Here is a 26,857-nt window from a genome sequence, read left to right on the forward strand (position 1 = left end):
CATGCCCCCGGCCAAGAAGCGCGCCCGCACCTACGACCCCGCCAAGATCCGCACCGCGGTCCTCACCCAGTTCGGGCACGTCCGCGAGGCCGTCCGCACCCTCACCCCCGAGCAAGTCGCCCTGCCCACCCGCCTGGAGGGCTGGACCGTACGGGACCTGATGGCGCACGTGGCCATGACCGTGGACGCCGTGAGCCGCCACCTCGACCGCGACGAACCGGCGAAAGCCGAGCTCGCCCTCCTGGACTGGCCCTTCGCCACGGCGGCCCTCGCCGGCGACATCGACGACGGCACCCGCGACCTCGCCGCCGCCAACCCCGACCTGGTAGCCCTCTACGCCGGCACCGAGGAACGCCTCACACAGCGGCTGGCGGACGCCCCCGGCGGCCGGCTCCTCGCCGCCCGCATCGGCGCGATGCCCCTCGCCGACTACCTGGTCACCCGCACCGTCGAGCTCGTCGTCCACACCGACGACCTGAACGCCGCCGTCCCCGGCCTCGACATCCCGTACGACCGTCAGGCCCTCGCCGCCTGCACCCGCCTCCTCGCCGACGCGCTCGCCGCGAAGGCACCCGGCGGGTCGACCGAGGTGCGGATTCCGCCGTATGCCGTCGTGCAGTGCGTCGAGGGGCCGAGGCACACCCGGGGCACGCCGCCGAACGTCGTCGAGACCGATCCGCTGACCTGGATCCGGCTGGCGACCGGGCGGGTGGCGTGGCAGGCGTCCGTCGCGCAGGCCAAGGTGCGCGCGAGCGGGGAGCGGGCGGATCTGGGCGGGCTGCTGCCGCTCATGGGGTGAGGCGGGGCCCACGAAAGGGCGGCCGCGGCCGGCGTGCCCCGTCCGGCCTCACAAGCGGAACCAGTCTCGCGTCCCTCCCGTCCCACCGGCATGAACACACTCGGCACCCTCGGTAAGGACAAGAAGCGACTGGCCGCCGTCGCCACGCTGACCCTCCTCCCGCTCGCCGTGGCCTGCGGCAGCGAGGACGCGGGCAGTGACACGGTCGGCTCCGGGGCGTCGGCCTCCGTCACCGGCGCGCACTGGGCCGTCGACGAGGTCACCGTCGACGGAAAGAAGAGCGCCGCCCCGAGCAACGCCTATGTGCGCATCGCCGACGGCGGCAAGGTCAAGGGCAACCTGGGCTGCAACAACTTCGGCGCCGAGGCCGCCTTCACCGACAGCAAGGTCACCTTCGACAAGATGCAGGCGACCGAGATGGCCTGCGAAGGCGTCCCCCCGAACTTCGAGGTGAGCCTCGCCCGCACCCTCTCCGACGGCAACCTCACCGCCGAGGTCGACGGCGACAAGCTCACCCTCACCACGACGGACGGCGACCGCGTCGCCCTCACCAAGGAGAAGGCGGCCCCGCTGGCGGGCACGAAGTGGGCCATCACCAGCCCCGACACCGACGGCAAGGCCCACCTCACGTTCGACGAGAAGACCGGCCTGGTCAACGGCAGCCTCGGCTGCAACAAGGTGAGGGCCGAGGCCACGGTCCGCGACGGCAGTATCACGCTCGGCACGGCGTCCACCACGCGAATGATGTGCGACACCTCACTCATGAATACGGAGAAGACCCTCCTGGGCCTCTTCGACGGCACGGTGAAGTACCGAGTGGATCACCGCACCCTGGTGCTGACCAGCGAAAACGGCGAGCGCGTAAACGCGTCCGCCGCTGAGTGATCATTTACTGGCGCGTATCCCCAATTCGGACCAGTGGTCGATCTCGCCTACACTCGGAGCCGTGCCACGTGGTGACGGTCGACTCAATCACGATCTGCTTCCCGGCGAGAAAGGCCCCCAGGACGCTTGCGGCGTCTTCGGTGTCTGGGCCCCGGGTGAAGAGGTCGCAAAGCTCACGTACTTCGGGCTCTACGCCCTCCAGCATCGGGGCCAGGAATCCGCGGGAATCGCGGTCAGTAACGGCTCCCAGATCCTCGTCTTCAAGGACATGGGCCTGGTCTCCCAGGTCTTCGACGAGACCTCTCTCGGATCGCTCCAGGGTCACATCGCAGTGGGCCACGCCCGCTACTCGACCACCGGTGCCTCCGTCTGGGAGAACGCGCAGCCGACGTTCCGTGCCACCGCGCACGGCTCCATCGCGCTCGGCCACAACGGCAACCTGGTCAACACGGCCCAGCTCGCCGAGATGGTCGCCGACCTGCCCAAGCAGGAGGGTGGCCGCACCCCGCGCGTCGCAGCCACCAACGACACCGACCTGCTCACCGCGCTGCTCGCGGCCCAGGTCGACGAGGACGGCAAGCCGCTGACCATCGAGGAGGCGGCCCACACGGTCCTTCCGCAGGTCAAGGGCGCCTTCAGTCTCGTCTTCATGGACGAGAACACCCTGTACGCCGCCCGTGACCCGCAGGGCATCCGCCCGCTGGTCCTCGGCCGCCTCGAGCGCGGCTGGGTCGTCGCCTCCGAGTCCGCCGCCCTCGACATCTGCGGCGCCAGCTACGTCCGTGAGGTCGAGCCGGGCGAGTTCATCGCCATCGACGAGAACGGCCTGCGCACCTCACGATTCGCGGAAGCAAAGCCCAAGGGCTGTGTCTTCGAGTACGTGTACCTCGCCCGCCCGGACACCGACATCGCCGGCCGGAACGTGTACCTCTCCCGTGTGGAGATGGGCCGCAAGCTCGCGAAGGAAGCCCCGGTCGACGCCGACCTGGTCATAGCGACCCCGGAATCCGGCACCCCGGCCGCCATCGGCTACGCGGAGGCGAGCGGTATCCCGTTCGGTGCGGGTCTCGTGAAGAACGCGTACGTCGGACGTACGTTCATCCAGCCCTCGCAGACCATCCGCCAGCTCGGCATCCGTCTGAAGCTGAACCCGCTGAAGGAAGTCATCAAGGGCAAGCGCCTGGTGGTCGTGGACGACTCGATCGTGCGCGGCAACACCCAGCGGGCCCTGGTCCGCATGCTCCGCGAGGCGGGAGCAGCCGAGGTCCACATCCGGATCTCCTCTCCCCCCGTGAAGTGGCCCTGCTTCTTCGGCATCGACTTCGCCACCCGCGCCGAGCTGATCGCCAACGGCATGTCCATCGACGAGATCGGCACCTCGCTCGGGGCCGACTCGCTCTCCTACATCTCCATCGACGGCATGATCGAGGCGACCACCATCGCCAAGCCGAACCTCTGCCGCGCCTGCTTCGATGGCGAGTACCCGATGGATCTCCCGGACCCCGAGCTGCTCGGCAAGCAGCTGCTGGAAACGGAGCTGGCCGCCGGCCCGGCCGCCACGGCCGCGGCCGACGCGATCCGCCGCCCGTAAGCGGCCCGTAACACCTGCCGTACGACACGAAGGTTCTCACTAGCCATGTCTGAGACAACTGGTGCCAGCTACGCAGCCGCGGGCGTCGACATCGAAGCGGGCGACCGCGCGGTCGAGCTGATGAAGGAGTGGGTGAAGAAGACGCAGCGCCCCGAGGTCCTCGGCGGCCTCGGCGGTTTCGCCGGCCTCTTCGACGCCTCCGCCCTCAAGCGCTACGAGCGCCCGCTGCTCGCCTCCGCCACCGACGGTGTCGGAACCAAGGTCGACATCGCCCGCCAGATGGGCGTCTACGACACGATCGGCCACGACCTGGTCGCGATGGTCATGGACGACATCGTGGTGTGCGGTGCCGAGCCGCTGTTCATGACCGACTACATCTGCGTCGGCAAGGTCCACCCCGAGCGGGTCGCCGCCATCGTCAAGGGCATCGCCGAGGGCTGTGTGCTCGCCGGCTGCGCCCTGGTCGGCGGCGAGACGGCCGAGCACCCGGGTCTGCTGGGCGAGAACGACTTCGACGTGGCCGGCGCCGGCACGGGTGTCGTGGAGGCCGACCGGCTGCTGGGCCCGGATCGCATCCGTACGGGTGACGCGGTGATCGCCATGGCGGCATCCGGCCTTCACTCGAACGGGTACTCGCTGGTCCGGCACGTCCTGCTGAACCAGGGCGGCCTCGCCCTGGACGCGCAGATCGACGAGCTCGGCCGCCCCCTCGGCGAGGAACTGCTGGAGCCCACCAAGATCTACTCGCTGGACTGCCTGGCCCTCACCCGCACCACGGACGTGCACGCGTTCAGCCACATCACGGGCGGCGGCCTCGCGGCGAACCTGGCCCGGGTGATCCCGGACGACCTGCACGCGATCGTCGACCGCTCCACCTGGACGCCGGCCCCGATCTTCGACCTCGTCGGCCGGACCGGTCAGGTCGAGCGCCTGGAGCTGGAGAAGACGCTGAACATGGGCGTCGGCATGATCGCGATCGTGCCCGAGGAGTCCACGGACGCGGCGCTGGAGACGCTGGCCGACCGTGGCGTGGACGCCTGGGTCGCCGGCGAGATCACGGACAGGGGCGACCACGAGACGGGCGCGGCCCTCGTCGGTACGTACTCAAAGTAGACACGCCCGGGGCTGAAGCCCTGCAAGCAGCACAGAACCCGGTCGGCGACCGAAGTCACCGACCGGGTGGGTGCTCAATACAAGGTCAAGCTCCGCGACGTTGCTGTGAGGGATCGCCGTCCTCGTCCTCGTCGTCGTCCTCATAGAGGTCGGCATAACGGGAGTACAAGTCGTCGTCATCCTGCTCATCGTCCTCGAACGGTTCGCCGTTCGGCGACTGGTTCGACGGCGATGCGCCCAGCTCGTCAGCCAGGCGTGAGAGATCCGTCCCACCGCTGTTGTACTTCAGCTGGCGGGCGACCTTCGTCTGCTTGGCCTTGGCCCGGCCGCGCCCCATGGCTCGACCCCCTTAACGACGGGGCTCGACGGCCCCAGAGTCTGACACGCGTTCATGATCCAGAACGGACTCTCCGTGGAGAGGCCGGTCCGTAGGGCTTCCACGGTACCTGAGCCCGCGCCCATACGGTACGTCGCCCGCAGCACGCGCGTGTGCACAGGACCTTCGAGGTGCCCTGTCCTCGCTGGTCAACCGCGATTTTAACCACTTATCGGCGGTCGACCCGCCGGTAGAAGTGAGAGTTCTCTCCAACTGCCCACCGGCGGGTACCGCTCAAACCCTTTTCAGGGCTTCCGGATGATCCATTGCCCCCGGATCAGAGCGTCGTGCGTGCCTCCGCCATTCGCTGTTCGGCGATCCGGTCGGCCGCGGCGGCCGGCGGGATCCCGTCCGTCTTCGCACGTGCGAATATGGCCAGCGTGGTGTCGTAGATCTTCGCGGCCTTCGCCTTGCACCGCTCGAAGTCGAAGCCGTGCAGCTCGTCGGCGACCTGGATGACACCGCCGGCGTTCACCACGTAGTCGGGCGCGTAGAGGATCCCGCGGTCGGCGAGGTCCTTCTCGACGCCCGGGTGGGCGAGCTGGTTGTTGGCCGCGCCGCACACCACCGAGGCGGTCAGCGCCGGCACGGTGTCGTCGTTCAGGGCTCCGCCGAGCGCGCAGGGGGCGTAGATGTCGAGGCCCTCGGCCCGGATCAGGGTCGCGGTGTCGGCGACTGCCGTCACACCCTCCGGGTGCGCGGCGAGGATCCGGCCGACGGCCTCCTCGCGCACGTCCGTGATGACGACCTCGGCGCCCTCCGCCCGCAGGTGCTCCACCAGGTGGTGGCCGACCTTGCCGACGCCCGCGATGCCGACCTTGCGGCCGCGCAGCGACGGGTCGCCCCACTGGTGCTGGGCCGAGGCGCGCATGCCCTGGTAGACGCCGAAGGCGGTGAGCACGGAGGAGTCGCCCGCGCCGCCGTTCTGCGGGGAGCGCCCGGTGGTCCAGCGGCACTCGCGGGCCACGACGTCCATGTCGGCGACGTACGTACCGACGTCGCACGCGGTGACGTAGCGGCCGCCCAGCGAGGCCACGAACCGGCCGTAGGCCAGCAGCAGCTCGTCGGACTTGATCTTCTCCGGGTCGCCGATGATCACGGCTTTGCCGCCGCCGTGGTCGAGACCGGCCATGGCGTTCTTGTACGACATCCCGCGCGCGAGGTTCAGCGCGTCGGCGACGGCCTCTTCCTCGGTCGCGTACGGGTAGAAGCGCGTACCGCCCAGGGCGGGGCCCAGAGCGGTGGAGTGGATGGCGATGACGGCCTTGAGGCCGCTGGCGCGGTCCTGGCAGAGCACGACTTGCTCATGACCCCCCTGGTCCGAGTGGAACAGGGTGTGCAGGACGCCGTGTGTTACGTCGGTCACTGTGGTGACTCCTGAGTACGGTGCGGCGATTGGAGCGAGCTCCCGTACGGGTGGCGGGAGAGCTGTGAGCATGAGATTAAACCCGCCGGCGCCCGTCCAACCCGCAGTGCTCAGGATCACCTACTCCCGGAGTACACCCGTGCGACGATTTGCATAGTTTTCCCGCACGTTTGTGAGCGGGTTTCGCAGGTTTCCCTGGCAGACGGCGGGGGAGGGAGCAGGCGTGCCCAAGGTGTCCTCGGTGATCGTCCCGTACGCGACCTATCTGCGGGTGTACGAACCACTGGCCGCCTTCCCGGAACCGGAGCGCGACCACTGGGCCCGCTATGCCCGCCGTGCGGACCGTCCCTCGTACCAGGACGAACTGCGCCGCTCGCTGGCCGACTTGCTGCCCACTCCGCCCATCCCGGTGCCGGTGCACGAGAGCGGCGACGCCTTCGTGCTCGAGGTCGAGGGCGTGCTGTGCGTGTGCCCGTGGCGTACCCGGCTGCGCGGCTGGCAGGCCCTGGAAGAGCTCGGCGACGAGCTGCCGGGGCCCGTTCTGGACGCGGTGCTGCCGGAGGTCGTGCGGCGCCAGGCGGCCCAGGACTACGAGCGCTGGCTGGCCCGCAACCCGGACGCCAGGCCGTGGATCCGCACGTCGACGTGGCAGGTGCCGCTGCACTGGTTCGTGCTGGTGTCGGACGGGGAGCGGCGCTTCGACAAGGGCTCGGGCGACATTCCCCCGATGCTGCGCTACCGGACGCCGATGGTGCAGGCGCGGCGGCGGGTGGCGCGGGCCCTGCGGACCCTGAAGGACGCCATCGACGAAGGGCCCCTCATCGACGGCCTGGTGGACGTCGGGCGCTGGCTGGAGGAGTTCCATCCGCGCTCACTGGTCGAGCTGGACTACGGCGGCCTCGTGCACACCCTGTCGGCCGGTGAGCTGGAGGACGACCACTCGGCGGCGGACGTGGCCGACGGCATCGACGCGCTGCGGCGCGGCGACGGGGCAGCCGCGGGGACGGCCTACGGACGGCTGGTGGAGCGCTGGCGGTCGGTACGGGACCGGCGTTCCGCCAACTGAGCGGTCCGGGTGAGAAGTCATGACTGGTGTGACGTAACGAACTGTGTGATGTAACGAACTGGCGTTTGACGAAACGCCCGTTTTGGGGTTTCGTGCTCGCTCTGGGGTTCCTGATGTCTCGTCAGCATGGGACGTAGGCCCCGATCCGGGCGTACTGCGCGAAGGATGCGTCAATACGCGTAAGCGTGACGGACCGCACTTACGCGGCTCTTGCGCCCCTAACCCCTCCTCGTGCCAAAATAGGACAAGGAGTCCGGGGAGGACTCTCGCTCGACATTGCACGCTTTGGGGGGTCTTGGGACTCCTGCACGCCACTGTGACTGATCGTCACAGGGGCGTGACTGTCCGCTATGGCATGGTCCATCGGCTTCCGTCGCTGATGAACACCTGGAGGGGCAATTCCATCGGTTTGGCCGACGCGGCTGGACAGATGGTGTAGTTGTAGTGCCGAGGACAAGCCGTTCGTCCTATAACCGACTCGACTCGCGTCCGCTCATTTCGGGCAACGCGGGTCAAGGTGCAGAATTTAGAGGAAAGAACCGAGAAGGTTCGGTTCTCCCGAGGAGGCCGCTCATGACCGCTCGCACCCCTGATGCCGAGCCGCTGCTGACCCCGGCTGAGGTCGCCACCATGTTCCGCGTCGACCCCAAGACGGTCACGCGGTGGGCGAAGGCCGGGAAGCTTACTTCGATCCGTACGCTCGGCGGGCACCGCCGCTACCGCGAGGCGGAGGTCCGTGCATTGCTCGCGGGCATCCCGCAGCAGCGCAGCGAGGCCTGAACAACTTCATAACCGGGCAAAACGGCATTTCCCCCAACCGCCGCGGCGCCCGACCCCTAGCTCCAAGCGACGCGGGTTCTGCCCCAACAGAGCCCACGCCCAGGCCAATCAGAGCACTTCAGGCACGCAGCAAGGGTGCGTCGTGGATCGCGCTGGACTCCGCCGAGTCCAGCGCGATCTTTTTTGTGCGCAGGATGTGTGCCGGCAGGTGGTCCTGTGGGCAGCCTTGTCGGAGTCTGGGGAGGCGCGTCGGATCTCCTGTGGACTCGCCCTGAGGGTCACTCAGTGTGCACCCGGCGATCGCCGGAAGCTGGTGCAATTGCACATATTAAATTGACCAGTTGTAGGCGAGGCGTAAGTACCAAGCTTCCGGAAACTCATGCGGTGACACCCGTCACACGGCGCGGTGCTTGTTGCCTCTGGCCCATGTGCGCTATTGGGGCACACGGCTTCCAGCGCCCCATGACGGGGCGCCAGTTGACGTCGCCCAGGTCACGCCGAGGACGTGGCCTCGTCCTCGGCGACTTCCTCAGGGGGCGGAGCCGGCAGGGCGGGGCGAGGGGCGGGGTGCGGGGCGGAAGCCATCGCCAGGCGCAGCAGGTGATGGCAGATCGGGCAGTGCCGAGTGAGATGTCGCGGATAGCAGGAGGCGGCCGACAGGTGCGCACGGAGCAACGCCCGCGTCTCGTGCCTAGTCGATGCCGCCATACGCCACCTCCAGGGGCCACGCCGGGAAGAGCCCTGATTTCTGGGTACCGAGCGAATGTGACTCCGTCAAGGTGGCGGGGGGCTCCCCCGGCCACCGGGTGACGCCGAACCGGCCGGAACACGAAGAAGGCCCGCTTCCCTTGCCGGGATGCGGGCCGATCTCGTTCACTGCGGTCCTGACGGGATTTGCTGTACTCGATGCGGCTGCGCCGCGGGTGCGGCCTCCACCTTGGCAGGGCGGGAGGCGGGCGGTGGGGATGAAGAAAGGCCCGCTTCCCTTGCCGGGATGCGGGCCGATCTCGTTCACTGCGGTCCTGACGGGATTTGAACCCGCGGCCTCCACCTTGACAGGGTGGCGAGCACTCCAAACTGCTCCACAGGACCAGGTTTCGCTGCGCGATTCATGCGTTGCGCTGCGAGAAGAGACTGTACAGGAGGGCGAGCCCACTGGTCGAACTCACCCTGCGTGCACAGGTCGTTACGGCGCCAGCGCGTCGATTGCCTTCACGATCCGCTTGTCCGAGATCGGGTACGCCGTGCCGAGCGCGTGCGCGAAATAGCTGACGCGGAGCTCCTCCAGCATCCAGCGGACGTCCAGCACCCGCGAAGGGACCGGACGGCCCTGCGGCATCTGCTCCAGCAGCCAGGCGTACTCGTCCTGCATCTCGTGGACCTTCTCCATACGCGTCGTGTCGCGCTGGACATTCGTCGGCATCTGCTGGAGGCGGCGGTCCACCGCGATCAGGTACCGCATGAGGTCGGGCAGGCGGCGCAATCCCGCCTGCGTCACGAAACCGGGCTTCACCAGGGCGTCCACCTGCTTGCGGACGTCCGTGAGGTTCGCCAGCAGGACAGGGCTTCGTACGGCCTTCAGACGGCGCTCAGCGGCCTGCCAGGCGGCCAGCACCTGCTGCACCTGGCCCACCGCACGGACCGTCGTGTCGACGATCTCGGCGCGGACCTTGTCGTACAGCTTCCGGTACGACTCCTCGTCCCACACCGGCCCCCCGAAGTCACCGATCAGCTTGTCCGCCGCCGCCATCGCGCAGTCGTCGAAGAGAGCCTGGATCGAGCCGTGGGGGTTGGCGGACAGGGCCAGCTTCTGGGCGTTCGTCAGCTTCTCGGACGCGAACTTCGCCGGGTTGACCGGAATGTTGCGCACGATCAGGCGGCGGGTGCCCTTCCACATCGCCTCCGCCTGCTCCGCCTCCGTGTCGAAGAGCCGGACCGAGACCGCGTCGCCGTCATCCACCAGCGCCGGGTACGCCTTGACCGGCTGGCCGGCGCGGCGGGTCTCGAAGACACGGGTCAGCGTGCCGATGGTCCAGTCGGTCAGGCCCTTGCGTTCCAGGGACTCACCGCCCTGACGGGAGGCGGTGGCCGCCGCGGCCTGCGAGAGGGCCTGCCGCGCCTTCGGCTTCAGACGGAGCCTCAAGGTCTCCAGGTCCTTGTCCTCCGCCAGCTTTCGGCGCCGCTCGTCGATGATCCGGAACGTGATGCGCAGATGGTCGGGGACCTTAGACCAGTCGAAGTCATCGGCGGTGAAGGGAACTCCGACCATGCGCTTCAGCTCGCGCGCCATGGTCACCGTCAGCGGTTCCTGCAGCGGCACCGCCGCATCCAGGAAGCGCTTCGCGAAGTTCGGCGCCGGTACGTAGTGACGGCGGATCGGCTTCGGCAGGGAGCGGATCAGCTCCGTCACCAGCTCTTCCCGCAGACCCGGGATCTGCCAGTCGAAGCCCTCGTCCGTGACCTGGTTGAGGACCTGGAGCGGGACGTGGACCGTCACGCCGTCCGCGTCCGCGCCCGGCTCGAACTGGTACGTGACACGGAACTTCAGCTGCCCCTGCCGCCACGCGTCGGGATAGTCGGCCTTCGTGACCGCCTCGGCCGACTCCCGGATGAGCATCGCGCGCTCGAAGTCCAGGTACTCCGGCTCCTCGTGCCGCTTGTGCTTCCACCAGGAGTCGAAGTGGGCACCGGAAACCACATGGTCGGGCACCCGCTGGTCGTAGAAGTCGAACAGCGTGTCGTCGTCCACGACGATGTCCCGGCGCCGCGCCCGGTGCTCCAACTCCTCGACCTCGCTGAGGAGTTTGCGGTTGTCGGCGAAGAACTTGTGGTGTGTGCGCCAGTCGCCCTCGACCAGGGCATTGCGGATGAACAGCTCCCGGCTGGTCTCCGGGTCGATACGGCCGTAGTTGACCTTGCGCTGGGCGATGATCGGGACGCCGTACAGCGTGACCTTCTCGTACGCCATCACCGCGGCCTGGTCCTTCTCCCAGTGCGGCTCCGAATACGTGCGCTTCAGCAGATGCTCCGCCAGCGGCTCCACCCACTCGGGCTCGATCTTCGCGTTGACGCGGGCCCACAGGCGCGAGGTCTCCACGAGCTCGGCGGACATCACGAAGCGCGGGGGCTTCTTGAAGAGGGCCGAGCCGGGGAAGACCGCGAACTTGGCGCTGCGGGCGCCCAGATACTCGTTCTTCGCGCCGTCCTTCACGTCCTTCATGCCGACGTGCGACAGCAGGCCGGCGAGGAGGGAGACATGCACGCGGTCGGCGGGGGCGTCGTCCTCGTTGAGGTGGATGCCCATCTGCTTGGCGACGGTACGCAGCTGCGAGTAGATGTCCTGCCATTCGCGGATGCGCAGGAAGTTCAGGTACTCCTGCTTGCACATCCGGCGGAACGACGACGAGCCCCGCTCGCGCTGCTGTTCACGGACGTAACGCCACAGGTTCAGATACGCGAGGAAGTCGCTCGTCTCGTCCCGGAAGCGGGCGTGCTGCTGGTCGGCCTGGGCCTGCTTGTCGGCCGGCCGCTCGCGCGGATCCTGGATGGACAGCGCCGCCGCTATGACCATGACCTCGCGGACACAGCCGTTCTTGTCGGCCTCCAGGACCATCCGGGCCAGCCGCGGGTCGACGGGCAGCTGAGCGAGCTTGCGGCCGGTGTCCGTGAGCCGCTTGCGTGCGTCCTTCTGCGCCGGATCCAGCGCACCGAGCTCCTGCAGGAGCTGCACGCCGTCGCGGATGTTGCGGTGGTCCGGCGGATCGATGAACGGGAACTTCTCGATGTCGCCCAGGCCGGCCGCGGTCATCTGCAGGATGACGGACGCCAGATTCGTACGGAGGATCTCCGCGTCCGTGAACTCCGGGCGGGCGACGAAGTCGTCCTCGGAGTACAGCCGGATGCAGATGCCGTCGCTCGTCCGGCCGCAGCGGCCCTTGCGCTGGTTGGCGCTGGCCTGGGAGACCGGCTCGATGGGCAGCCGCTGCACCTTCGTGCGATGGCTGTACCGGCTGATCCGGGCGAAGCCGGGGTCGATGACGTACTTGATGCCCGGAACGGTCAGCGACGTCTCCGCGACGTTGGTCGCCAGAACGATCCTGCGGCCGGTGTGCGGCTGGAAGACGCGGTGCTGCTCGGCATGGGAGAGCCGGGCGTAGAGCGGAAGGATCTCCGTGAAGCGGTACTGCTTCTTGGTGAGCGCGTCCGCCGTGTCCCGGATCTCCCGCTCCCCGGAGAGAAAGACGAGGATGTCGCCCTTCCCCTCCCCCATCAGCTCTTCCACCGCGTCCGTGATCGCGGTGATCTGGTCGCGGTCGGCGTCCTCGGAGTCCTCCTCCAGGAGCGGCCGATAGCGCACCTCCACCGGATACGTCCGGCCGCTGACCTCGATGATCGGCGCGTCACCGAAGTGCCGGGAGAAACGCTCCGGATCGATGGTGGCCGAGGTGATGACGACCTTCAGATCCGGCCGCTTCGGCAGCAGCTGGGCCAGATAGCCGAGCAGGAAGTCGATGTTCAGGGACCGCTCGTGGGCCTCGTCGATGATGATCGTGTCGTAGGCGCGCAACTCGCGGTCGGTCTGGATCTCGGCCAGCAGGATGCCGTCCGTCATGAGCTTGAGGAAGGTCGCCTCCGGGCTCACCTGGTCGGTGAACCGCACCTTCCAGCCGACGGCCTCGCCCAGCGGCGTGTCGAGCTCCTCGGCCACGCGCTCCGCGACGGTACGGGCGGCGATACGGCGGGGCTGGGTGTGCCCGATCATGCCGCGGACGCCGCGCCCCAGCTCCATGCAGATCTTGGGGATCTGCGTGGTCTTGCCGGACCCCGTCTCACCGGCGACGATCACGACCTGGTGATCGCGGATGGCGGCCGCGATGTCGTCCTTCTTCTGGCTGACCGGCAGCTGCTCGGGATACGTGACCGCAGGCACCCGGGCCCGCCGGCCGGCGATCCGCTCCTCGCCCTTGGCGATCTCCGCCTCGATCTCGGCGAGCACGGCGTCCCGCGCCTCCGGCTTACGAATCTTGCGCGCACCTTCGAGCCGCCGCCCGAGCCGCTGCGCATCACGCAGGGACAACTCGGTCAGACGGGGGGCGAGGGCGCCCAGGGCGGGGGCGGGGTGCGTAGACATACGCGATCCAGGATCTCATCCCACCGAAATCCGTGGCGAACGCTTTTGTCCGTGGCGCCTGGCGGCGGTTGGGGCAGGACGCACGAAAGCCCCCGCCGAGTGATCGACGAGGGCTTTCCGTTGTGGCTGGGGCCGGGGTCGAACCGGCGACCTATCGCTTTTCAGGCGATCGCTCGTACCAACTGAGCTACCCAGCCGTGAGGGCTCTTGCGAAGCCTCACAGCGGTCCTGACGGGATTTGAACCCGCGGCCTCCACCTTGACAGGGTGGCGAGCACTCCAAACTGCTCCACAGGACCATGCGATGCGTACGACAGTGTCGCACACCGTACTGCGTGCCCCCAACGGGATTCGAACCCGTGCTACCGCCTTGAAAGGGCGGCGTCCTAGGCCGCTAGACGATGAGGGCTATCGGCCCGCCTGGGCGCTTCTCAGCGCGTCGGGGACGTGAGAAGCATATGGGATGGCGGGAGGTATCGCCAAAACGGTTTACGGGGTGGGGGTGGGGGACGTGGGGGACGTCGTCGCGGATTCGGTGGCGCCCGGTTGGTTCTCCTCCACCAGGTGGCGCCTCACCTCCGCGGTCGTGAGGCCGAGGCCGCCGAGTTCGATCTCGTCCCAGGCCTGGAGGCGGCGGGTCTCGCGGTCGAAGTAGAGGATCGAGGTCTGGATGGGGTCGGGGTGCTTGCCCTCGATGGCGCGCAGGCCGCTGCCGCCGGTGGAGCCTTCGATACGCAGGCGGGTGCCGTAGGGGAGGAGCTCCATTTCCTGGTGGTGGATGTGGCCGGCCAGGGCGAGGGGGACCTCGCCGTCGGTCTGGCGGGCGGCCACGGGTTCGTGGGCGACGGCGACGTCGACGGGGGTGCCCGCGGTCTTCTGGTCGCGCAGGGCGGTGGCCAGCCGGGCGCCCGCCAGTTCGTTGGCGGCGTCGCCGCCGGGGACCTGGGAGCGGTCGGGGGTGAACTGGGGGTCGCCGATGCCGGCGAAGCGCAGGCCGGCGATGGTCTTCGCCTTGCCTTCGTCGAGGACGTGGACGTTCTTGAGGTCTTCGAGGTAGCGCTGGGTGAGGCGGGAGTCGTGGTTGCCGCGGACCCAGACGTAGGGGGCGCCGAGGTCCTCGATGGGGTCGAGGAAGCCGTTCTCGGCGGCGGTGCCGTGGTCCATGGTGTCGCCGGAGTCGACGATGACGTTGACCTTGTACTGGTCGACGAGCGAGCCGATGATCTTCCAGCTCGCCGGGTTGAGGTGGATGTCGGAGACGTGCAGGACGCGGATGGTGGTGGGGTCCGGCGCGTAGGCGGGGAGCGTGGAGGTGGCGTCGTAGAGCTTGGTCACGTTCGTGACCAGGCGGGCCAACTCCTTTTGGTAGACGTCGAATTCGGTGACGATGCTGCGGGCGTTGCCGACCAGGGACGGGGCGGAGGAGAGCAGTCCTGAGAACTTCGGTTCCAGGACCGACTCCGGGTTCCAGGTGGCGTACGCCGTGCCGCCGGAGGCGGCCAGGAGGGTGAGGGCGAGGCCGCCGGCGGCGAGGGCGCGGCGGGGGCGGCGGTAGACGGCGAGGCCGAGGGCGGTGGCGCCGGTGACGACGGCGACGCAGCTGCGCAGGGCCAGGTCGACGGTGCCGTGGGTGACGTCCTGGGTGACTTCGTCCTGGAGGCCGGAGAGGCGTTCGGGGTGGTCCACGAGGGCCTGGGAGCGGACGGGGTCGAGCTGGTCGACGTTGACGTCCAGGCGGACCGGGGCGATGTGGCTGTCGAGTTGGAGGGCGCCGAGGGGGGAGACGTTGATCTTTGTGCCGCCGGTGAGGGAGGGGCGCAGGGTCATCGTCGTGTTCATGGGGCCGACGGGGGCGCGGACGTTGCCGACGATCAGCAGGCCGAGCCAGGTGCCGATGAGGACGACGATGACCAGGCCGACGGCGCGGGTCCACGGGTGGGGCTGGGTGACGAGTTCCGGGGTGGGGCCCGGGCGGCGGGTGGCGTAGCGGCGGGCGAGGGCGCGCGGGGCCCTGGGGAGGGGTCCGACAGCTTTCCTGAACGCGGCGGGGACGCGGGCCATTGGTCCCGTATGCCCAAGTGCCGTGGTGGATATGCGGGGCCGTTGGCGGCTCCTTCCTGGCTGGTTCGTGCCTGACAATGGGCGTGTGCTGGAGATGACGCGCGAGGAGTTCGAGGAACTGGTCGCCGAGGCGCTGGACCGGATTCCGCCGGAGTTGACGCGGCTGATGGACAACGTCGCGGTGTTCGTCGAGGACGAGCCGCCGGCGGACGATCCCGAGCTGCTCGGGTTGTACGAGGGGACTCCGCTGACCGATCGCGGGGAGTGGTACGCCGGGGTGCTGCCGGACCGGATCACGATCTACCGGGGGCCGACGCTGCGGATGTGTGAGTCGCGGGAGGAGGTCGTGGCCGAGACCGAGGTGACGGTGGTGCATGAGATCGCGCATCACTTCGGGATCGACGACGAGCGGTTGCACGCGCTCGGGTACGGGTGAGGCGGCTCCGGGGTCTTTCGGTGCCGGGGTTGTGTCGCACTGGTGCGGGCGCGTGTCCTCTTGTGGGCGGCGGGAGTTGGGCAGGTTGACTTCTTCGCCCGCCCCTGGAGGTGGCTCCCGTGCGCCCCTTGTACGTACCTGTCCGTCTGGCTGCCACGGTGATGGCCGTCGCCGCTGCCGCCGGCTGTATGAGTGTGGGTGACGACGGTGGTGGCGGGGGTGCCAAGCCGTCGCATTCGGCGGGGGAGCGGGGTGATGAGGCGCCCGACGGGGGTGCGGCGGTGTCGGGGGGCGGGTCCGGGTTCGGGGCGCATGCGGACGACGGCAAGCGGGCGAAGGGGAAGGGCAAGGGCAAGGGCGCGGACAAGGGCGCCGAGTCGGGTTCTCCGTCGGCCTCGCCGTCCGGCGATGCGAGCGCGTCCGCTCCTGCCGGGGGCAGGCCGCCGGTGAAGCCGGGGCAGAGCGCGAAGCCGGGTCCCACGCGTACGGCTGAGCCGACGCCCACCCGGCCGGCGGATCCGGAACCGACGCCGACGGAGCAGCCGACGTCCGTCACGCCTACGCCCACCGTGGCCGAGCCGTCGTCGTCGGCGCATGAGGAGACGGGGCCGCAGTTGGCTCAGCGGGAGCCGGCGCCGGCTGCGGGGGCGCCTGCGTGAGGTAGGGCCTGCGGGGGTCGAGGGGGCAGGGCACGTGAGGGTGCCTACGGCCGGGGCGAGTGACGTTGCCTACAGGGTTGACGGCTGGTTTGCGCTGGGGGGCTGGGGGTGCGTATGGTGGTAGATCGTTTGATCCCATTTGCCCGGCGCCACTGCAGAGCGCGCCGTGTGGCGCGTACTCTCCCTTGCCGTGGCGGACCGCATTGAGGCGGTCGATTGCGAATCACGGAGTTGACGGGCGCGTGCCGACGAGACTCCGGAAGGTTTCGCATACGCATGTCCATTTCCAGTACTGATCACGTCGTCATGCCCGAGGACGCTGAGAACGCGGTCGTCGAGGAGGCCCCCGAGGCCACCTTCTCGGACCTCGGTCTCCCCGAGGGCGTCGTGCGCAAGCTTGCGCAGAACGGCGTGACCACCCCCTTCCCGATCCAGGCCGCGACCATCCCGGACGCCCTGGCCGGCAAGGACATCCTGGGCCGCGGTCGCACCGGCTCCGGCAAGACCCTGTCGTTCGGTCTCCCGACGCTGGCCCGCCTGTCCGGCGGCCGCACCGAGAAGCACCGTCCGCGCGCCGTCATCCTCACCCCGACCCGTGAGCTCGCGATGCAGGTCGCGGACGCTCTCCAGCCGTACGGCGACCAGCTCGGCCTGAAGATGAAGGTCGTCTGCGGCGGTACGTCGATGGGGAACCAGATCTACGCCCTGGAGCGCGGCGTGGACGTGCTGGTGGCCACCCCGGGCCGCCTGCGCGACATCATCAACCGCGGCGCCTGCTCGCTGCAGGACGTCGAGGTCGCCGTTCTCGACGAGGCCGACCAGATGTCCGACCTGGGCTTCCTGCCCGAGGTCACCGAGCTGCTCGACCAGGTCCCGGCCGGCGGTCAGCGCATGCTGTTCTCCGCGACCATGGAGAACGAGATCAAGACCCTCGTCGACCGGTACCTGAAGGACCCGGTCCTGCACGAGGTCGACGCCGCGCAGGGTGCCGTGACGACCATGTCGCACCACATCCTGATCGTGAAGCCCAAGGACAAGGCGCCGGTCACCGCCGCGATCGCCTCCCGCAAGGGCCGCACCATCATCTTCGTCCGCACCCAGCTGGGCGCCGACCGTGTCGCCGAGCAGCTGCGCGACGCCGGTGCGAAGGCGGACGCGCTGCACGGCGGTATGACGCAGGGTGCGCGGACCCGGACGCTGGCCGACTTCAAGGACGGTTACGTCAACGTCCTCGTCGCCACCGATGTCGCCGCGCGCGGTATCCACGTCGACGGCATCGACCTGGTGCTGAACGTGGACCCGGCCGGTGACCACAAGGACTACCTGCACCGCGCGGGCCGTACGGCGCGTGCGGGGCGGACCGGTTCGGTCGTCTCCCTCTCCCTGCCGCACCAGCGGCGCCAGATCTTCCGGCTGATGGAGGACGCGGGCGTCGACGCCTCGCGTCACATCATCCAGGGCGGTGCCGCCTTCGACCCGGAGGTCGCCGAGATCACCGGCGCCCGTTCGATGACCGAGGTGCAGGCGGAGTCGGCGGGCAACGCCGCTCAGCAGGCCGAGCGTGAGGTCGCCCAGCTCACCAAGCAGCTGGAGCGGGCGCAGCGGCGTGCCGTCGAGCTGCGTGAGGAGTCCGACCGGCTCGTCGCCCGCGCGGCGCGCGAGCGCGGTGAGGACCCCGAGGCTGCGGTGGCCGAGGCGCAGGCCGCGGCGGTCGAGGCCGTCGAGGCGGTCGTGCCGGAGCAGCCGGCGGCGCAGGACGTCGACCGGGCCGAGCGTACGGAGTCTTCGGCTCCGTACGAGCGTCGCGAGCGGCGGGACGACCGGGGCGGGTTCAACCGCGACCGTGACCGTTCCTTCGACCGTGACCGTGGCGGCCGTTCCTTCGAGCGTCGTGACAACGACCGTGGTGGGTTCAACCGCGACCGTGACCGCGGCGGCGACCGTGGCTTCGAGCGTCGGGACCGGGACGGCGACCGTGGCGGCTTCCGTCGGGACGACCGCGGTGACCGTGGTGGCGACCGTGGCGGCCGTTCTTTCGACCGTGACCGTGGCAGCCGTTCCTTCGAGCGCCGGGATGGCGACCGTGGCGGCTTCCGTCGCGACGACCGCGGTGACCGCGGTGGCGACCGTGGCGGCCGTTCTTTCGACCGTGACCGTGGCAGCCGTCCGTTCGAGCGCCGCGACAACGACCGTGGCGGCTTCCGCCGCGACGACCGGCCGGCGGCCGGTCGTTCCTTCGAGCGTCGTGACGAGCGTGGCGGTCACCGTGGCAGCGACCGTCCCTTCAACCGCGACCGTCGCGACGACCGCCCGGGCTTCCGCTCCGGCGGCCACGAGAGGCCGTACGGCCGTCGTGACGAGCACCGTGGCACCGGCGGTTCGTCCTTCGGACGCCGCGAGGACAAGCCGCGCTGGAAGCGCAACGGCTGAGCCTGCTGCATCGGCTGACGCCGTGTGAGGCTCGCTGAGTGAGCATGGAAGGGCCCGTACGACTTGGTCGTACGGGCCCTTCGCGTTGCACCGCGGAGCTGCAAGGGCCTCTTCCAGTCAAGATGTGACGTGTGTCATGCCTCTGGCGAGGGAATCGCAGGGGACATGACAGATGACGCCATAGTGAGCGGGCGGTCCTCCGGGAAGGTCTCGGACGAAGAGCGGCTGGCCCAGCTCGGCTACACGCAGGTTCTCGCCCGCCGCATGTCGGCGTTCTCCAACTACGCGGTCTCCTTCACGATCATCTCGGTGCTGTCGGGCTGTCTGACGCTCTACCTGTTCGGCATGAACACGGGCGGCCCGGCGGTGATCACCTGGGGCTGGGTGGCCGTAGGCCTGATGACCCTCTTCGTCGGCCTCGCCATGGCCGAGATCTGCTCGGCGTATCCGACGTCGGCGGGCCTGTACTTCTGGGCGCACCGGCTCGCGCCACCGCGTACGGCCGCCGCCTGGGCGTGGTTCACGGGCTGGTTCAACGTCCTGGGCCAGGTGGCGGTGACCGCCGGCATCGACTTCGGGGCGGCCTCGTTCCTGGGCGCGTATCTGAACCTTCAGTTCGGCTTCGAGGTGACCCCGGGCCGCACGATCCTGCTCTTCGCGGGCATCCTCGTCCTGCATGGCCTCCTCAACACCTTCGGCGTGCGCATCGTCGCCCTCCTCAACAGCATCAGCGTGTGGTGGCACGTGCTGGGCGTCGCGGTGATCGTCGGAGCGCTGACCTTCGTACCGGACGATCACCAGTCGGCGTCCTTCGTGTTCGGCGAGTTCGTGAACAACACCGGCTGGGGCAGCGGGGTGTACGTCGTCCTGGTGGGTCTGCTGATGGCGCAGTACACCTTCACCGGGTACGACGCCTCGGCCCATATGACGGAGGAGACGCACGACGCGTCGACGGCGGGCCCGAAGGGGATCGTGCAGTCGATCTGGACGTCGTGGATAGCGGGTTTCGTTCTCCTGCTGGGCTTCACCTTCGCGATCCAGTCCTACGAGGGTGCCCTCACGTCCCCCACCGGCGCGCCGCCCGCACAGATCCTGCTCGACGCGCTGGGGGCGACGGCGGGCAAGCTGCTTCTGCTGGTCGTGATCGGGGCGCAGTTGTTCTGCGGGATGGCGTCCGTGACGGCCAACAGCCGTATGATCTACGCCTTTTCGCGCGACGGTGCCTTGCCCTTCTCGCACATGTGGCACACCGTCAGCCCCCGCACCCGGACGCCGGTGGCGGCGGTGTGGCTGGCGGCGGGCGGGGCGCTGGTGCTCGGGCTGCCGTATCTGATCAACGTCACGGCGTACGCGGCGGTGACCTCGATCGCGGTGATCGGCCTCTACATCGCGTACGTCATCCCGACGCTGCTGCGGCTGCGCAAGGGGGACGCATTCGAGCGCGGGCCGTGGCACCTGGGGCGCTGGTCGGGGGTCGTCGGGGTGGTCGCGGTGACGTGGGTCGGTGTGATCACGGTGCTGTTCATGCTGCCGCAGGTGTCCCCGGTGACCTGGGAGACCTTCAACTACGCCCCGGTCGCCGTCCTGGTCGTCCTCGGCTTTGCCGCGACCTGGTGGCTGGCGTCGGCCCGGCACTGGTTCCTCAACCCCGACCACGAGCGCACGATCGCCCGGGACGCGGCCCGTGCGGGGGCGCCCGAACCGGTGGATCCGTAGCACTCCGGCGCGCACGGGTTCCGCGAAAGCTCCTCCTGCGGCCCTCCGCCACCGCTGACGTGGCCGTGACCCCGATACCCGATCGGATCCACGGCCACGTGCGGCTATGCTCGGGGAGGCAACACCGCCTGGGCCCTTAGCTCAATTGGCAGAGCAGTGGACTTTTAATCCATTGGTTGTGGGTTCGAGTCCCACAGGGCCTACGGTGCGGGTGACGGGGGGTACCCCCTCTGACCTGCTGCGCAGCGCCTGAGACGACTTAAGTTGGCTCGGGCGCTGCTTCGTTTTCGATGAGCCCGTCCGGGACTGCGGGTCGAGACCGTCGGCGGCGTACCGTGGACATACCGAGGGCATCGCGCATTCCGGCCGTTAGCCGGGGCGTCCTCGGCGCGAGACGAACCCCGGGCCGCCCGAGCGGACGGTGCGGAGACGGGTCGGCATCATGGACGCCGCGATCACTGCAACTGCGCACCCTGCCCGGGGCGTTGTGAATCCCTGCCGAGGGGCGGGGTGATGGAAGTGCGGCGGCTGGACATCCACCGGCGTGACAAGGGGGAGCGAGCCCTGGTCACGCTCCTGGGAGAGGTGGGGCCGGCCACGGCGCCCCTGCTGCGGGCCGCGCTGGAGCAGTGCTTGCGTGACGGCATGACCGTCATCGACGTCGATCTCACCACCGTCGGCTCCTGCGACGCCAAGGGCCTGGACGTGTTCCTGACGACGTCACGCCGTGCCGAGCGGGTACACGCCGCGCTGCGGCTGCACCATCCGTGCGCGCAGATCACCCGGCTCCTCGCAGTCACCGGCTCCGCTCCCCTGCTCCTCGCGGCCCCGGCCCATGCGGTGCCACCCGCACTGCTCCATGACCTGCTGGACACATCTGCGTCGGTCGGGTCGGCCGGAGGGACACGCGCGTCCGGCGGCCGCGCGGACGTGCCGGTGGTCAAGGACGGGATACGTCTGCGCAGGCTGAACCGCTGGCAGGCGGAGGGGATGAGAGAAGAAATCGCCGACTTGGCCGTGGCACCCGTCGCGGGCTCCTCGGGACAGGCGCACCGAGAGCGGGTCGACTTCCTGTGGCAACTTGCCGTCAGCGCGCGCCGGCCCGGCTTCGCGTTGCTGCTCGCCGAGACGACGGTGCTGGTGGGATGCAGCTTCGGATTTCCGGTGAGCCCCGAGGGCCGCTCCGAGCGAGGGCTGCAGGAGTGCATCGGGCGGCTCGCCGGCGGTACCGGGTTCCTGCTCATCACTCAGGTCGTGGCTCAGCACCAGGGCCAACACCGCGACATCGGCCGCCGCCTGCAGCAGCGTCTGCTGGCCGATCGGCACGCCGCACTCGGGGTCGCCCTGCTGCACCCGGCCGACCGGGCCGGACAAGCCGCTTACGAGTCGTGGGGTTGGCTGAACCGCGGAGAGTTGGTCGGGCTGCCCGGACGGGGCGCTCCTTGCGTGCTGACCCTGTCCCGGGACAGCGGACCTCCGGTGCCTGCCCTTCGGGGCACCGGGCGGGGCCGGGCGTAGTGGCAGAGGTGGTCCGCTCCCCAACAGCCTCGGTCCGGCGGCTGACCTGGGCGACATCGGAGGGCCTTTGGCAAATCCGTCAATACCTGGAGAAGGGGCACGCCTCCTCCCTGCCGGCAGTAGGTTGGTCGTACGGCTGCCCGTGACCCCGGCCCTCTCCGTGAAGTCCCCTTCCGCGCAACAGAGGCCCTGCGCAAGGCAAAAGCCACCTCAGCGACAGAGGAGATGGGCACCTATGGGCCCGTACCCCGATCTGTTCGACCAGTGCCGCGTGGTCCGGGTGGGCGGCGAACTGGACCTGACGACCACGCGGGCCTTCGCGCGTGACCTGGAGGACGCCCCCCACGGCATCGGTCGGCTGTTTCTGATCGTTGACCTGAGCGAGGTGACGTTCATGGACGGCAGCGTCCTGGACCCCTTGTGCGCGGCGTGGCGCGACTGCCGCCGGCGGAGCGGATGGGTGCGCGTGGTCCACACCCGGCGGGCGTCGAATCTGGTGTTCCGGGCCGCGGACCTGCTGAAGCGGTTCCCGCGGTACGCCAGTGTCCAGGACGCCTGGCAGGGCGTACCTGCGGACCGCGCGGCGGCGGACCGGCCCGCGTGATGTACGGCGGAGCCGCTGTGGTGCCACCCCGCGCTGAGCGGGCGGTCCGAGCACCGGCTGTGCTTTCGTGGGCCTTCGTGGCGTGCTGTGGAAGGAATGTGGTCTGGTGGACTCACTGGAAACAGGAACAACCGCGTTCGTTCGGAAAGCGGCATCGCGTTGACACGGGTCGGCGCCGGACGTGACTGGCGGCAGGGCGCAGTGCCATGCCGCTCCGGAAATCCGGCACGACGCAAGGAAGCGGCACTTGATGATGTACGACCAGAATCGCGCCCGACAGCCCGCAGACCAGCCCCGCGGCGCGGGAAGCCGCGGCCCCGGCCCGGCCCCGCTGTTCCCGTCGGCCGAGCGTGACAAGATCGCCCAGCGTCTCGGACGGGCCCTCAACACCTTCCCCGACACCCCGCTTCAGTCGCTGGAGGAGGCCGAAGGCGCCTTCGACGAAGCCACAGCTCAGCTCATGGCCGTCCTCGCCGAACAGCGGCGTACCCTCCGCGCGGGCTGGCAGGACCACGATCCCGAAACGCAGTCCGCCGAACTCCACCTCGCGTTGAGGCAGTACCGGGAGGTCATCCAACGACTGCTCCGCCTCTGAACATGGGTGAGCGGACGCCGTCGCAGCGCCCGAGTCGACTTCGGTCGGGTCGGGCGCTGCCTCGTTGTGAGGTTCGTGTGTGACCAGGCGGTCGCCCTCGGCTGCGTCGAGGAAGACGCCGAACTGCTGAGGGCTGGGCGATGGCGGAGTTCTCTACCGCGCAAGGGCCGCGCCTCCCGAACCTCCGGCGTCCCGCCAGTCCCTGCCGTCTCACAGGAATGTCACAGCCTGCTCCGAAACGTCCGCCATGGCGCTTGGCGGGTTTGTGCCAGGTGAAAATCTCCCCGCCCTGAACTATCAACAGAAATCGGTCCCTTGAGGGAAGCTGGGCGATCATCCGGGATCACATTCCGGACCGCGGCGGTCGAAGGTGCTCGATCCGGCCGCCGACGTCTTCGTTCCTTCAGCACCAGGGATCACCATGCCCCCCACCCCCCACACGGCCCCGATATCGGGCGCGAAACGCGCTGCCCGTATCGCCGTGGCCGCAGGCCTCGTCGCCGCGCTCTCCGCGGCCGGCCCCATACCCCTCGCCCTTGCCGCGGACGGCGCCACTGCCACCGCGGCCGACCCCGGCGTGAAGTCCGCTCATGACAAGCTCGGTGCGGACGACGCCGACCTCCTCGCCGAGGCCAAGGCGCAGCGCGACAAGACCGTCACCATGATGATCGCCACCGCGCCCGGGCAGACCGAGAAGGTCGCCGCGGAGCTGGACGCGGTCAAGGGCGGCTCCGTGGGCCGTACCTACGACAAGCTCGGCTATGTACGGGCCACCGTGCCGACCGGCAGGGCGGACTCGGCCATCGCGTCCGCCGCGCGGCTCTCCTCCGTGCGGGCCATCGACCTGCGGGACGAGATACCCCTGGAGGAGCCGGGCCTCGACAGCGGCGCCAAGTCGGCCGCCTCCGTCGCCACTTACCCCGGCCCCGACAAGAACACCCCCGCGAAGAACCCGTACAACCCGTCCTTCGAGACGGGCGCCGTCGACTTCGTGAAGAAGAACCCGAAGGCGGACGGCCGCGGTGTCACCATCGGCGTCCTCGACACCGGCGTCGACCTCGCGAGCCCGGCGCTGCAGAAGACGACGACCGGTGAGCGCAAGATCGTCGACTGGGTGACCGCAACCGACCCGATCGTCGACGGTGACGGCACCTGGCGGGCGATGACCACCTCCGTCTCCGGGCCGTCCTTCACCTTCGGCGGCAAGAGCTGGACGGCGCCCGAGGGCGCGTACCAGGTCAGCACCTTCCGCGAGGACGTCACCGAGCAGGGCAAGGCCGCGGACGGTGACGCCGACGGCGACGTCAACCGCGACGGCGACACGACCGACGACTGGGGCGTCCTGTACGACGCCAAGGCCGGCAAGGTCACCGTCGACGTGAACGACAACGGCGACTTCACCGACGACACCCCGATGAAGCCGTACAAGGACGGCCACCAGGTCGGCCACTTCGGCACCGACGACCCGGCCACCGGCATCGCCGAGAGCCAGGACTTCGTCGTGGAGGTCCGCAAGGACATCCCGATGGACCCGCTGGGCGGCGACTGGGCCGGCAAGAAGGCCGACTTCGTCAACATCGGCCTCACCGCCGGCGCGCACGGCAGTCACGTGGCCGGCACCACCGCCGCCAACGGCCTGCTCGGCGGCAGGATGGACGGCCAGGCACCCGGCGCGAAGATTGTGTCCTCCCGGGCCTGCATCTTCGGCCCCGGCTGCTCCAGCGTCGCGCTCACCGAGGGCATGATCGACCTCGTCGCCAACCGTGGCGTCGACGTCGTCAACATGTCCATCGGCGGGCTGCCTCCGCTGAACGACGGCAACAACGCGCGTGCCGAGCTCTACACACGGCTCATCGACACCTACGGCGTCCAGCTCGTCCTCTCTGCGGGCAACTCCGGCCCCGGCGCCAACACCATCGGCGACCCCGGCCTCGCCGACAAGGTCATCTCGGTCGGCGCCGGCGTCTCCAAGGAGACCTTCGCCGCCAACTACGGCACCGGCGTGCGCACCAAGTACCAGCTGTTCAACTTCTCCTCGCGCGGCCCGCGTGAGGACGGCGGCTTCACCCCGACCGTCGTGGCCCCCGGCGCCGCGGTGAGCACGATCCCGGCCTGGATGCCGGGCGCGCCCATCGCCGAGGCGGGCTGGAAGCTGCCGGCCGGCTACGCCATGTACAACGGCACGTCGATGGCGTCCCCGCAGGCCGCGGGCGCGTCCGCGCTGCTGCTGTCTGCCGCGAAGCAGAAGGGCATCAAGCTGACGCCCGAGAAGCTGCGCACCGCCCTCACCTCGACCGCCCACCACATCGAGGGACTCCAGGCATACGAGGAGGGCGCCGGCCGCATCGACGTCGCCGATGCCTGGAAGGCGGTCGAGGCGGGCGCCACCGCCCACGACTACGCCGTGAAGGCCCCCGTCGACACCGCGCTCGACCAGGCGCTGAAGACGCCGGGCTCCGGCACGGGTCTGTACGACCGCGAGGGCGGCCTGAAGGCCGGCAAGAAGAAGACGTACGACGTCACCGTCACCCGTACGTCCGGCCCCGCCGGCTCCCTCCCGCACACCCTGCGCCTGGCCAACGACAAGGCCCGCACCTTCTCGATCCGCGGCCCGAAGGTCGTCGACCTGCCGCTGAACAAGCCGGTGACGGTCAAGGTGCAGGCCGCGCCGAAGAACGCGGGCATCAAGAGCGCGATCCTGGAGGCCGACGACCCGAGGACGGCCGGCGTCGACAAGCAGATCCTCACCACCGTCGTCGTCTCCACGCCGGCCAAGTACACCTTCACCGCCTCGGGTTCGGTGCAGCGCAACAACTTCAGGTCGTACTTCGTGACCGTCCCGGAGGGCACGGAGTCGCTGGAGATCACGCTCGGCGGGCTGAAGCAGGGCAGCCGGACGTTCTTCACCGCCATCAACCCCTACGGCGTTCCCGCCGCGGACAACAGCCCGGACACCAAGGACCTCCCCGAGTCCTCCGAGCCGGTGCCCGGCGTCTGGGAGATCGTGGTCGACTCGCGCCGTACGTCGGCGCTGCTGGACAACCCGTTCAAGCTGAACGCCGCCGTGTACGGCGCCTCCTTCGACCCGGAGTCCGTGACCGTGCCGGAGGCCGAGGTCGGTTCCCCGGTCGCCGCCTCCTGGACGGTGACCAACAAACTGGAGGCCGTCGAGGGCAACCTCAAGGGCGGCGCGCTCGGCTCGTCGAAGACCGCGCGGCCGACCATCAAGGGCGGTGAGACGCACACCAGCACCATCGAGGTGCCCGAGGGCACGACCTCGCTGGACGTCTCCATCGGCAAGGTCTCCGACCTGGGCGCCGACCTCGACCTGTCGGTGTACGACGCCCAGGGCAAGCTCGTCGGCCAGTCCGCGGACGGCGACGCCGAGGAGGCCGTCTCCATCGCCGACCCGGCCGCCGGCAAGTACACCGTCGAGGTGGCCGGCTTCGAGGTGCCGTCCGGCTCGACCGCCTACGACTACCGGGACGCGTACTTCTCCTCCGCGCTCGGCTCGGTCAAGGTCGACGAGTCGGCGCCGGTGAAGCTCGGCACGGGTGACTCGGCGAAGGCCGCGGCGACCGTCACCGTCGCACGGGCCGTGCCCGAGGGCCGTCAGCTGTTCGGTGAGGTGCGGCTGGTCAACACGCGCGGGACGACCGCGGGTGTCGGCGGGGTGACGATCGAGAAGGTCACGCCGTAGTCGTCGGCACCACGACTGAGGGGCGGGCGTCC

Annotated in this window: 19 protein-coding genes and 5 tRNA genes; 15 read left to right on the top strand and 9 right to left on the bottom strand. The window is 69.4% G+C overall.

Going from position 1 to position 26,857, the window contains the following annotated elements; genetic code table 11:
* Position 1 precedes the first annotated feature (1 nt).
* The 4 genes from OHT51_RS22265 to purM all read left to right on the top strand — a co-directional run bounded on the left by OHT51_RS22265 (position 2) and on the right by purM (position 4,388).
* The gene (locus OHT51_RS22265; protein ID WP_328880680.1) at positions 2-799 is read left to right on the top strand and encodes a maleylpyruvate isomerase family mycothiol-dependent enzyme; all 798 of its coding nucleotides are present in this window, start codon (positions 2-4) and stop codon (positions 797-799) included.
* A 90-nt stretch (positions 800-889) separates the two neighbouring features.
* The gene (locus OHT51_RS22270) at positions 890-1,684 is read left to right on the top strand and encodes an META domain-containing protein (protein WP_328880681.1); all 795 of its coding nucleotides are present in this window, start codon (positions 890-892) and stop codon (positions 1,682-1,684) included.
* Between the two features lie 61 nt (positions 1,685-1,745).
* Positions 1,746-3,275: an amidophosphoribosyltransferase gene (gene purF, locus OHT51_RS22275; RefSeq protein ID WP_328880682.1), complete on the top strand. Its 1,530-nt coding sequence runs from the start codon at positions 1,746-1,748 to the stop codon at positions 3,273-3,275.
* A 45-nt stretch (positions 3,276-3,320) separates the two neighbouring features.
* Entirely contained in the window at positions 3,321-4,388 is a 1,068-nt protein-coding gene (gene purM / locus OHT51_RS22280) for a phosphoribosylformylglycinamidine cyclo-ligase (RefSeq protein ID WP_328880683.1), read from the top strand.
* A gap of 85 nt (positions 4,389-4,473) precedes the next feature.
* Here the strand turns inward: purM and OHT51_RS22285 are convergent, their stop codons facing one another.
* Together OHT51_RS22285 and OHT51_RS22290 are read right to left on the bottom strand one after the other, a co-directional pair.
* Positions 4,474-4,725: a DUF3073 domain-containing protein gene (locus tag OHT51_RS22285; protein WP_328880684.1), complete on the bottom strand. Its 252-nt coding sequence runs from the start codon at positions 4,723-4,725 to the stop codon at positions 4,474-4,476.
* A gap of 316 nt (positions 4,726-5,041) precedes the next feature.
* Entirely contained in the window at positions 5,042-6,130 is a 1,089-nt protein-coding gene (locus tag OHT51_RS22290; RefSeq protein WP_328880685.1) for a Leu/Phe/Val dehydrogenase, read from the bottom strand.
* A 223-nt stretch (positions 6,131-6,353) separates the two neighbouring features.
* Between OHT51_RS22290 and OHT51_RS22295 the strand changes: the two genes are divergently transcribed.
* Positions 6,354-7,196, top strand: coding sequence for a hypothetical protein (locus OHT51_RS22295; protein WP_328880686.1), 843 nt, complete (start codon positions 6,354-6,356; stop codon positions 7,194-7,196).
* A gap of 573 nt (positions 7,197-7,769) precedes the next feature.
* Positions 7,770-7,976, top strand: coding sequence for a developmental transcriptional regulator BldC (gene bldC, locus OHT51_RS22300; protein WP_003949541.1), 207 nt, complete (start codon positions 7,770-7,772; stop codon positions 7,974-7,976).
* A 492-nt stretch (positions 7,977-8,468) separates the two neighbouring features.
* On the opposite strand, the gene OHT51_RS22305 is transcribed toward bldC, so the two are convergent.
* The 7 genes from OHT51_RS22305 to OHT51_RS22335 form a co-directional block, all read right to left on the bottom strand.
* Positions 8,469-8,684 carry a DUF6274 family protein gene (locus OHT51_RS22305; RefSeq protein WP_328880687.1) on the bottom strand — a complete coding sequence of 72 codons (216 nt, stop codon included), beginning with the start codon at positions 8,682-8,684 and terminating at the stop codon, positions 8,469-8,471.
* A 309-nt stretch (positions 8,685-8,993) separates the two neighbouring features.
* Positions 8,994-9,068 (bottom strand) — tRNA-Asp (locus OHT51_RS22310).
* Positions 9,069-9,162: 94 nt separating this feature from the next.
* A complete protein-coding gene (gene hrpA, locus OHT51_RS22315; protein WP_328880688.1) occupies positions 9,163-13,107 on the bottom strand; it encodes an ATP-dependent RNA helicase HrpA in 3,945 nt (1,314 codons plus the stop codon).
* Positions 13,108-13,230: 123 nt separating this feature from the next.
* A tRNA-Phe gene (locus tag OHT51_RS22320) sits at positions 13,231-13,304 on the bottom strand.
* Between the two features lie 26 nt (positions 13,305-13,330).
* Positions 13,331-13,405 (bottom strand) — tRNA-Asp (locus OHT51_RS22325).
* A 37-nt stretch (positions 13,406-13,442) separates the two neighbouring features.
* Positions 13,443-13,515: transfer RNA gene (locus tag OHT51_RS22330), tRNA-Glu, on the bottom strand.
* Positions 13,516-13,595: 80 nt separating this feature from the next.
* Positions 13,596-15,167 (bottom strand): metallophosphoesterase family protein, encoded by a 1,572-nt coding sequence (locus tag OHT51_RS22335; RefSeq protein ID WP_328880689.1) that lies wholly within the window; start codon positions 15,165-15,167, stop codon positions 13,596-13,598.
* 85 nt (positions 15,168-15,252) lie between these two features.
* Here OHT51_RS22335 and OHT51_RS22340 point away from each other — a divergent pair, with 85 nt between their 5' ends.
* From OHT51_RS22340 to OHT51_RS22380, 9 genes are all read left to right on the top strand, one after another.
* Complete coding sequence (locus OHT51_RS22340; protein WP_328880690.1) at positions 15,253-15,603, top strand: metallopeptidase family protein; 351 nt, start codon at positions 15,253-15,255, stop codon at positions 15,601-15,603.
* A 119-nt stretch (positions 15,604-15,722) separates the two neighbouring features.
* A complete protein-coding gene (locus OHT51_RS22345) occupies positions 15,723-16,262 on the top strand; it encodes a hypothetical protein (RefSeq protein ID WP_328880691.1) in 540 nt (179 codons plus the stop codon).
* A 276-nt stretch (positions 16,263-16,538) separates the two neighbouring features.
* Entirely contained in the window at positions 16,539-18,692 is a 2,154-nt protein-coding gene (locus OHT51_RS22350) for a DEAD/DEAH box helicase (RefSeq protein ID WP_328880692.1), read from the top strand.
* Between the two features lie 165 nt (positions 18,693-18,857).
* Positions 18,858-20,408: an amino acid permease gene (locus OHT51_RS22355; protein ID WP_328880693.1), complete on the top strand. Its 1,551-nt coding sequence runs from the start codon at positions 18,858-18,860 to the stop codon at positions 20,406-20,408.
* 130 nt (positions 20,409-20,538) lie between these two features.
* Positions 20,539-20,611: transfer RNA gene (locus tag OHT51_RS22360), tRNA-Lys, on the top strand.
* A 310-nt stretch (positions 20,612-20,921) separates the two neighbouring features.
* Positions 20,922-21,926, top strand: a complete 1,005-nt coding sequence (locus OHT51_RS22365; protein ID WP_328880694.1) for an STAS domain-containing protein — start codon at positions 20,922-20,924, stop codon at positions 21,924-21,926.
* Between the two features lie 235 nt (positions 21,927-22,161).
* The gene (locus OHT51_RS22370; protein ID WP_328880695.1) at positions 22,162-22,530 is read left to right on the top strand and encodes an STAS domain-containing protein; all 369 of its coding nucleotides are present in this window, start codon (positions 22,162-22,164) and stop codon (positions 22,528-22,530) included.
* Between the two features lie 250 nt (positions 22,531-22,780).
* Positions 22,781-23,125 (top strand): hypothetical protein, encoded by a 345-nt coding sequence (locus OHT51_RS22375; RefSeq protein ID WP_328880696.1) that lies wholly within the window; start codon positions 22,781-22,783, stop codon positions 23,123-23,125.
* A gap of 421 nt (positions 23,126-23,546) precedes the next feature.
* Positions 23,547-26,825 (top strand): S8 family serine peptidase, encoded by a 3,279-nt coding sequence (locus OHT51_RS22380; protein ID WP_328880697.1) that lies wholly within the window; start codon positions 23,547-23,549, stop codon positions 26,823-26,825.
* The last annotated feature ends 32 nt before the right edge of the window (positions 26,826-26,857 follow it).

The organism is Streptomyces sp. NBC_00299 (assembly GCF_036173045.1).
GTDB classification, from domain to species: domain Bacteria; phylum Actinomycetota; class Actinomycetes; order Streptomycetales; family Streptomycetaceae; genus Streptomyces; species Streptomyces machairae.

Coding starts and splice junctions, on each gene's coding strand:
- OHT51_RS22265 (WP_328880680.1), top strand. CDS start 2: ATGCCCCCGGCCAAGAAGCGCGCCCGCACCTACGACCCCGCCAAGATC.
- OHT51_RS22270 (WP_328880681.1), top strand. CDS start 890: ATGAACACACTCGGCACCCTCGGTAAGGACAAGAAGCGACTGGCCGCC.
- purM (WP_328880683.1), top strand. CDS start 3,321: ATGTCTGAGACAACTGGTGCCAGCTACGCAGCCGCGGGCGTCGACATC.
- OHT51_RS22285 (WP_328880684.1), bottom strand. CDS start 4,725: ATGGGGCGCGGCCGGGCCAAGGCCAAGCAGACGAAGGTCGCCCGCCAG.
- bldC (WP_003949541.1), top strand. CDS start 7,770: ATGACCGCTCGCACCCCTGATGCCGAGCCGCTGCTGACCCCGGCTGAG.
- OHT51_RS22305 (WP_328880687.1), bottom strand. CDS start 8,684: ATGGCGGCATCGACTAGGCACGAGACGCGGGCGTTGCTCCGTGCGCAC.
- hrpA (WP_328880688.1), bottom strand. CDS start 13,107: ATGTCTACGCACCCCGCCCCCGCCCTGGGCGCCCTCGCCCCCCGTCTG.
- OHT51_RS22335 (WP_328880689.1), bottom strand. CDS start 15,167: ATGGCCCGCGTCCCCGCCGCGTTCAGGAAAGCTGTCGGACCCCTCCCC.
- OHT51_RS22350 (WP_328880692.1), top strand. CDS start 16,539: ATGTCCATTTCCAGTACTGATCACGTCGTCATGCCCGAGGACGCTGAG.
- OHT51_RS22355 (WP_328880693.1), top strand. CDS start 18,858: ATGACAGATGACGCCATAGTGAGCGGGCGGTCCTCCGGGAAGGTCTCG.
- OHT51_RS22365 (WP_328880694.1), top strand. CDS start 20,922: ATGGAAGTGCGGCGGCTGGACATCCACCGGCGTGACAAGGGGGAGCGA.
- OHT51_RS22370 (WP_328880695.1), top strand. CDS start 22,162: ATGGGCCCGTACCCCGATCTGTTCGACCAGTGCCGCGTGGTCCGGGTG.
- OHT51_RS22375 (WP_328880696.1), top strand. CDS start 22,781: ATGATGTACGACCAGAATCGCGCCCGACAGCCCGCAGACCAGCCCCGC.
- OHT51_RS22380 (WP_328880697.1), top strand. CDS start 23,547: ATGCCCCCCACCCCCCACACGGCCCCGATATCGGGCGCGAAACGCGCT.